This window comes from Arenimonas sp., assembly GCF_041913985.1.
GTDB lineage: Bacteria > Pseudomonadota > Gammaproteobacteria > Xanthomonadales > Xanthomonadaceae > Arenimonas.
On record NZ_JAYSEG010000008.1, the window covers coordinates 89,299 to 96,492 of the forward strand.

Sequence of the window (7,194 nt, forward strand, 5' to 3'; positions counted from 1 at the left end):
TGGGACGGGTGGGTGCGGCGCGGTGATGGCCGCTCAGCGCAGCAGCGCATCCAGCGCCGCCCGGTAGCGGCGGCTGCCGCTCACCTGCGCGCCGCCCTTGAGCAGCACCACGAAGTCGCCGTTGAACAGCGGCTGCACTTCGCGCACCTGGGCCAGGCTGACGATGGCCGCGCGGGAGATGCGCACGAAGCGCTGCGGATCGAGGCGGGACTCGAGGCTGGCCATGGTTTCTCGCAGCAGGTGGCATTTGCCGCCGGCGTGGACTTCGGCGTAGTTGCCGGCGGCGAGGATGCGGTCGACCTCGTCCACATCCACCAGGCGTACGCGGCCCTCGGAGCGGATGGCCAGGCGGGTGGGGTAGTCGCGCAGCTCGCCGCGGTCGATGGACTTCAGGGCGTCGGAGACGCGGCGCACGAAGTCGTCGTCGGGGCGGGCCAGGTGGGCGCGGGCGCGCTGCAGGGCGCGGCGGAAGCGTTCCGGGTCCACGGGCTTGAGCACGTAGTCGAGCGCCTGCGCGTCGAAGGCGCGCACGGCGTGCTGGTCGAAGGCGGTGACGAACACCACCGCGGGCATGCGTTGACTGCCGACGGCTTCAATGACGCCGAAGCCGTCGAGCTCGGGCATCTGCACGTCCAGGAAGACCAGGTCGGGCGCGAGCGTGGTGATGGCCGTGATGGCGCTGGCGCCGTCGCCGCATTCGCCGACGACTTCGACGCCGGGCTCCTCGCCCAGCAGGCGCCGCAGGCCGCGGCGGGCGATGGGTTCGTCGTCGACCACCAGCACGCGAAGGGTCATGGTGTGGTGCGCCAGGGCAGTTCGATTTCGGCCACGGTGCCGCCGCCGGAGGCGTTGCGCACGTCGAAGCGCTGGCGGTCGGCGTACAGCAGGCGCAGGCGGGCGCGGGTGTTGGCCAGGCCGACGCGCTCGGTCAGCGCCGGGGGCAGGCCGCGGCCGTCGTCCACCACGCGCAGCAGCAGCGCATCACCCTGCCGCTCGGCGGTGACTTCCACCCGGCCCGGGCCGGCGCGCGTGGACAGCCCGTGGCGCAGCGCGTTCTCCACCAGCGGGTGCAGCAGGAGGTTCGGCACCCGCGCCTGCAGGGCGGATTCGGGCACGTGCAGGTAGTAACCCAGGCGGCCGCCGAAGCGGGCCTGTTCGATGGCGAGGTAGCTCTCCAGGAAGCGGATTTCCTCGCCCAGGGTCACCTCGTGCGCCTCGTTGGCCTCGAGCGAACGGCGCAGCAGGGCGCTGAGCTGCAGCAGGATGCGGTCGGCGGCCCGGGCGTCTTCGTGCATCAGCACCGAGATGGTGTTGAGCGCATTGAACAGGAAGTGCGGCTGCAGCTGGGTGCGCAGGGTTTGCAGGCGGGCGTCGGCCAGCTGGGCTTCCAGGCGCAGCTGCCGGCGATCCTTTTCCCGGGCGGTGCGCACCAGGCGGCCGATGTGCGCCGCGGCCACCACCAGCCAGTACACCGGGAGGTTGAGCAGCAGCGTGGTGCCCAGCAGCCGGCTGAAGGTGGCGAGCCAGGTGGGCTCGGTGTTGGCGGCGCCGATGAGCGGCGCGGCGAGCGCGAACAGCGCCAGGTTCGCCAGCGCGCAGGTCGCCGAGGCCAGGGCGTGCACCGCCAGCGCGCGCAGCAGCCCGGGCCGCTGCAGCGGGAAGCGCGCCTCGAGCCACAGCGCGACGGGCGTGAGCGCCGCCCAGGCCGCGGCCCACACCAGCCAGATGCTGCTGGCCCGCGCCCAGGCCAGCGGCTCGCCGCGCACCTGCGCCGCCACCCAGGCCTGCCCGGCGAACAGCATGGCCACCAGCGCCCAGGCCACCACGATGGCCACGCCGCGGCGGCCGGCGGCGGACCCCTGTTCCGCGGTTGGCCGCGCTGGTTCGTGCTGGTTCGTGGCGAATTGTTCCACCGCGTGGGTGCCCCTGTGGCCGGCGTGGGTGCCGGCATCGGGAGCATAACGAAGGCCCGTGCCGGCGGCGCGGAAGCTGGGATGAGTGGAGGCTGTGGTGGGGTGGGTGGTGCGCGGCGCGGCTACAGCGCCATCGCCTGCTCGGCGATCACGACTTGTTCGATTCGCGTTCCGTCCCAGTGGTACGTCAGGTGCGCGCCCTGCCTGACCGGACCCAGCAGGTCGGGATAGAACACTGCCGCGCACTGCCCGCCGGCGTGGCGCACGCTGTCGAAGACAACGCCGTTGCTTCCCGCGGCGCGCCACTCCATGGCGGCGCGCTGGCTGGCCACGTAGCTGTTCGGGTCGTGCAGTTCGGGCCAGCCGCCGCGGATGTCGTGCAGGTCACCGGCCAGGTCGCCCAGGTAGCAGCGCATCTGGATCTGGCAGCGGGGTTCGCGGGTGCGCGCCAGGAACCGGTTGCGGTGATGCACGGTTTCGCGGATCGCCGTTTCCCGGTCCAGCGCGGCGTAGTACACGCCATGGCCGCCCGGTGAAAACCGGGAGCCTTCCGGGTTGGGGTGGGTGAAGGCCGCCATGATGGGCGTGGTGCCGGGCCCGGAAATGCGGCGTTCGCGCGGCACCAGGCTGATGGTGCCCATCGCCTCGCGCAGGCGGGGGTTGGTGAGGCCTTCGATTTCATACAGCGCCTCCAGATCCCCCGGCTCGGCGATGGCGTCGAACACGCCGACCGGCGGGAAGCGGCTGGAAACAATGCGGTATGCCGGCCGCCACTCGACGCGGTGGACGGGAGGCAGCGGCACTAGCCCCAGCCCCGCTGCGCGTCGAGGTACTGGCGCACCACGTACAGGTCGGCCACCTGGCCGGCCAGCATGCGCTCCAGGGCGCTGCGGCCGCCGAACAGGGGCGCGTCGTTCGGCCGCTTCACCCAGCCGTCGGCCTGCGCCTCGTCCGGGAACAGGATGTGCAGCGCCTTGTAGATGCCGAGGATGTAGCTGATGCGCTCGATCACGTCGTGCGGCACCGCGCCGGCGTGCTCCTTCTTCCAGCGGAAGTAAGTGGAGCGGCCCGGGGAGCCCAGCAGCCGGCGCTCCTGCTCGGCGCCCAGGTCCCACTTGCGGGCGATGTTGAAGAAGGCGCGCAGGGCCGGGCCGGCGAGGTCGCGGCGGGAGGGGGCGACTTGGGCGGCGATGACGTTCATGGCGAACAGTCTCGTTAAGAACTCCAAGCCTAAATATAGTCCTAATTGGGACTACAAAGCAAAACGGTTCGCTGATCAGGAAACAGCAGCGGCAAACTGGACGAACATGTCTCCGGAGAGCGGTTCGTCGAGCTCCCAGCGTATCGCCATCGGGCGCTCGCCCTCGTGCGAGACGTATCTCGCCGGGCCGAGGAACCAGAACGCCCGGTCTTCGGTCGTGGTCCTCGCAAACATCAGCACCGAGCTCCCGATCTCGGCGTGGCGTTGGTAGCGCCGGCCCGTTTCGCTGCCCTCTCGCGTGGTGGACTGGCTTTCCCAGTGGATCAGGCGCGGACTTATCGCGTAGTCCCGGTAGCGGGTGGTGGGGGAGAAGTGGCCTCCCGACTTGTCGAGCGTAAAGGCGAACACGTCGAGGTTGTGGTCCGGGAACCACTTCACACCTTCCCGCCATTCGGGAACATACGTTGCAGTTCCCGGGCCAAGCGCCGCCAGGATCTCGCGCCGGGTGTAGCGCGCATGCAGCGCCAGGGGAATATCCGGGTGGTCCGCGAGTTCAGGCTGCACGTGGTCGATGCGCTCTGTGAGCACGTCCAGGAGTTCCCTGAGTTCCTGGATGACCTGCGGGTGCTGTCGCAGGGTCCGCGCAGCTGCCTCAAGGGAGTCGTCCTCCAAGGGCACCCTCTCCAGGAGTGAAGTGAGCAGCATCAAGATCAATCGCCGATCCCTGAGGGATTCGATGGGCGTCGACTTGCCAGTCTCCTCGGAAAGCCAGCGCTTCCAGAGCGAGATCCGCGCCATGTCATTCACATGGAGCAAGCGGCCGATTCCACGCCGGATCACCGACTCGTAGGGTCCCTCAGGCAGGGTCGGGAGACCCCCGGCCGACTGCAGGTCCGACCAGCTGTGTTTTCCCGAGTAGACCTCCTCCAGAGGCAGCCCCGACTCCTCGAGGAAGCGCGAGAGGGTGGGTCGATTGAACTCCTCGGCAACGCGACGAAGCTCCGACGCGCGTGCGGGGAAGGTAGCCGGCAGGCTATCCCTGAGATTGCGCAGAACCTCCTGCGTGGCCACCGCGTCGAGCTGCATGTGGCAACCGCTGGGGAGGAATGGAAAGCCTTGCTCGACCTGTTTGGCCAGTTTCGTGCGACCACCGCCAAGCAAGGCGCCGAGGCGGCGATGGAACTGGAACTCCTTGCGATGTCGGCCGACGAAGTCCAGGACCGTGCAAACCGACTTGCCGGTATGGCGCCTGAGGCCGCGGCCGAGCTGCTGCAGGAACAGCGTCGGGCTGTCCGTCGGGCGGAGCAGGAACAGAGCGTCCACGGCCGGTATGTCGACGCCCTCGTTGAACAAGTCCACGGTAAAGACGGCCCTCAAGCGGCCCTCCGCCAGGCTCCTGAGCGCTGCTTCACGTTCATTAGCCGCGGTCCCGCCGGTAACGGCGACCGACGGCAGCCCTGCGGACGAGAAGTGCCTGGCCATGAACTCCGCATGCTTGACGGAGACGCAGAAGCCAAGCGCGCGCATGGATCCGGCGTCAGGGACAGTCTCCATCACCTGGCGGATCACGAGCCTGGCCAGGGCATCGTCCCCCGTCAGGACGTTCTCGAGTTCGCCGGTGTCATAGCCCCGGCCGCGACGCCAACTGAGCTTGGAGAGGTCCGTGCCGTCGCTGATCCCGTAATAGGCGAAGGGACTGAGGCGCTGCTGGTCGATCGCATCCCAAAGCCTGAGCTCGGCGGCGATCTTTCCATTGAACCAATGGAGAATGGGTTCGCTGTCGCCGCGCTCGGGCGTTGCCGTGAGCCCGAGCAATTGGCGCGGCGTCAGGTGGTCCAGAAGTGCCCGGTAGGTATCGGCAGCGGCATGATGGAACTCATCAATAATGACGACGTCGAAGTGATCCGGCTTCAGCGAGCGCAGTCCCGTGGCGGAGATCGACTGGATAGAGGCGAAGACATGATCGAATTGCCTTGGACGATCACCACCGACCCACAGCTCGCCAAAGGCTGGGTCTCGCAGGGCGTGACGGAAGGTGGCAAGGCTCTGGTCGAGGATTTCCTTTCGATGGGCGACGAAGAGGAGGCGGGACCGTGACATCTGCGATCGAAGCCGCTGGTAGTCGAGGGCGGCCATGACGGTCTTGCCCGTGCCAGTTGCCGAGACAAGAAGGTTTCGGTGTTGCCCTCTCATCCGGGCAAGCGCGATCAGCTCAAGCAGGCGGGACTGAAACGGCTCGGGCCGGATTTCGACGGGGCTAAGGTAGACCTTTGGCCCGCTTTCTGCCTGGCGTCCGGCTAGTTCCAGAAACTCGTCGGCATCGAAGGGCCGGAAGTCGTCTTGCGACCAATAGCTTTCGAAGACTGCCGAGAACTTTTCGATGACATCCGGGTTGCGTGCGCCAGCAACACGGACATTCCATTCCAGGCCCGTGACCTGGGCCTGGTGGGTGAGGTTTGACGAGCCGATGAAGGCGGTTGAATACCCTGAGATCCGATGAAACAGCCAGGCCTTCGCATGCAATCGAGTGCCGCTGGTGTCGTAGGAGACCCGGACGTCTGCGCCGATAGCCTTGAGCGCCTCGAGGGCCGCCAGTTCGGTCGAGCCGGTGTAGGTCGTCGTCAGGAGCCTGAGGCGCTTTCCCTGCTCAACATGGCGACGCATCAGGTCGAGCATCGGGCGGATGCCGGTTTGGCGGACAAACGCCATCAGGATGTCGACGCGGTCGGCCGACGGGAACTCCGTTCGCAGCTGGTGGCCGACGCGTGGCTCACCCGGTGCATTGGTCAGCAGGGTGGTATCCAGCAGCGGGGTGGCAGGAAGCGGAAGGCTTGCGGGCGTGCCATCGGGAAGATGGCCAAGGAGCGCGCGGAGCACCATGGTGGGGTCGACGAGGTGGTCCCCCGGATCAACGCCAAGTCCCTGATGGCCTTCCAGCAGCGAGATGACCTCGCGCGCCAGCGAGGCGCCCACGGAGGCCCGCTTCTTGGGTTCCAAGGCGTTGATGGCTTGTCGAAGCAACCGCCCTAGGTGGAGAGAGATTCGGTCAGCAGCCTCGTCGGCGTGGAGGGGGCCGGACTCGATGACCAGCCTGTCACCGACGGTGCGAAGCCGCTCGGACAGGGCCAGGGTCAAAAGTTGTTCGTAGAGCCCGGGATGTAGATCTGTCACGGCAGGCTCCCCAGGTGTGCCGATTCGCAACCAGGATGCTCGGTCGCCCGTCCAACTGTCCAGGTTGGAGTGTTGCCGAAAATTGCGACTTTTTCTCGAGGCGCCAAGCGAGGGCTCGCGCAAGGTCACCCACGGCGTTACGGTGTGCCCTGGCCATGGGGGTCGATGGGGCGGGGGACGGATGATCATCTACAGCGGCACGCGCGCCACATTCCTCAAGGATGCCGACGGATTCATCGAGGACCGCGTGGCCGAGGCCTACCTGAAAGCGACCGGCCGTTACGCGCCCGATGCCGAGTTCCGGGCCTGGAAGGCTTCGCTGGTGGAGATGGCCAAGGTGCTGCGTGACCCGGCCCTGCCCGACGAGATGGGCGTGGGCATCGAGTACCAGATCCCGCAGAGCTCCAAGCGCATCGACCTCCTGCTGACCGGGCATGACCTGGACGACACCCCGCACCTGGTCGTGGTGGAGCTCAAGCAGTGGTCGGACTGCAAGGTTAGCGACAAGGACGGCATCGTCATCGCCAACCGCGGCGGCGGTGCCGAGCGGGAAGGTACGCATCCCTGCTACCAGGCCTGGTCCTACGCCGAAGCGCTGCAGGGTTTCAACGAAGCCGTCTACGAAGGCGACATCCACCTGCGGCCCTGCGCCTACCTGCACAACTACCGCCGCGACGGCAAGATCGACGACGCGCGGTATTCGGATTACCTGGCGCGTGCGCCGCTGTTTCTGCATGGGCTGGACGAGCAGGAGAGGCTGCGCGACTTCATCCGCCGGCACATCCATCGCGGCGATCGGGCCGAGCTCCTCTATCGCATCGAACATGGTCGCATCCGCCCGTCAAAGCAGCTGGCTGTTGAGGCGCGCTGAAAATTGACCAGCAAATGCGGGTTTTGCGCGTTGAAAAT

6 protein-coding genes are annotated in these 7,194 nt (G+C 67.5%); 1 reads left to right on the forward strand and 5 read right to left on the reverse strand.

Annotated features, from left to right (window positions below):
• Positions 1 to 33: 33 nt before the first annotated feature.
• The 5 genes from ACE3Q2_RS04385 to ACE3Q2_RS04405 all read right to left on the reverse strand — a co-directional run bounded on the left by ACE3Q2_RS04385 (position 34) and on the right by ACE3Q2_RS04405 (position 6,249).
• Positions 34 to 795, reverse strand: coding sequence for a LytR/AlgR family response regulator transcription factor (locus tag ACE3Q2_RS04385; RefSeq protein WP_374473067.1), 762 nt, complete (start codon positions 793 to 795; stop codon positions 34 to 36).
• Positions 792 to 1,913 (reverse strand): sensor histidine kinase, encoded by a 1,122-nt coding sequence (locus ACE3Q2_RS04390; protein ID WP_374473069.1) that lies wholly within the window; start codon positions 1,911 to 1,913, stop codon positions 792 to 794. Before ACE3Q2_RS04390 ends, ACE3Q2_RS04385 begins: the two co-directional genes overlap by 4 nt.
• 122 nt (positions 1,914 to 2,035) lie before the next feature.
• Entirely contained in the window at positions 2,036 to 2,716 is a 681-nt protein-coding gene (locus tag ACE3Q2_RS04395; protein WP_374473072.1) for an RES family NAD+ phosphorylase, read from the reverse strand.
• Positions 2,716 to 3,114 carry an antitoxin Xre/MbcA/ParS toxin-binding domain-containing protein gene (locus ACE3Q2_RS04400; RefSeq protein WP_374473074.1) on the reverse strand — a complete coding sequence of 133 codons (399 nt, stop codon included), beginning with the start codon at positions 3,112 to 3,114 and terminating at the stop codon, positions 2,716 to 2,718. The genes ACE3Q2_RS04395 and ACE3Q2_RS04400 overlap by 1 nt, the downstream gene beginning before the upstream one ends.
• A gap of 75 nt (positions 3,115 to 3,189) precedes the next feature.
• Entirely contained in the window at positions 3,190 to 6,249 is a 3,060-nt protein-coding gene (locus ACE3Q2_RS04405; protein ID WP_374473076.1) for a DUF3427 domain-containing protein, read from the reverse strand.
• Positions 6,250 to 6,466: 217 nt separating this feature from the next.
• Between ACE3Q2_RS04405 and ACE3Q2_RS04410 the strand changes: the two genes are divergently transcribed.
• Complete coding sequence (locus ACE3Q2_RS04410; protein ID WP_374473078.1) at positions 6,467 to 7,156, forward strand: hypothetical protein; 690 nt, start codon at positions 6,467 to 6,469, stop codon at positions 7,154 to 7,156.
• Positions 7,157 to 7,194: the final 38 nt, after the last annotated feature.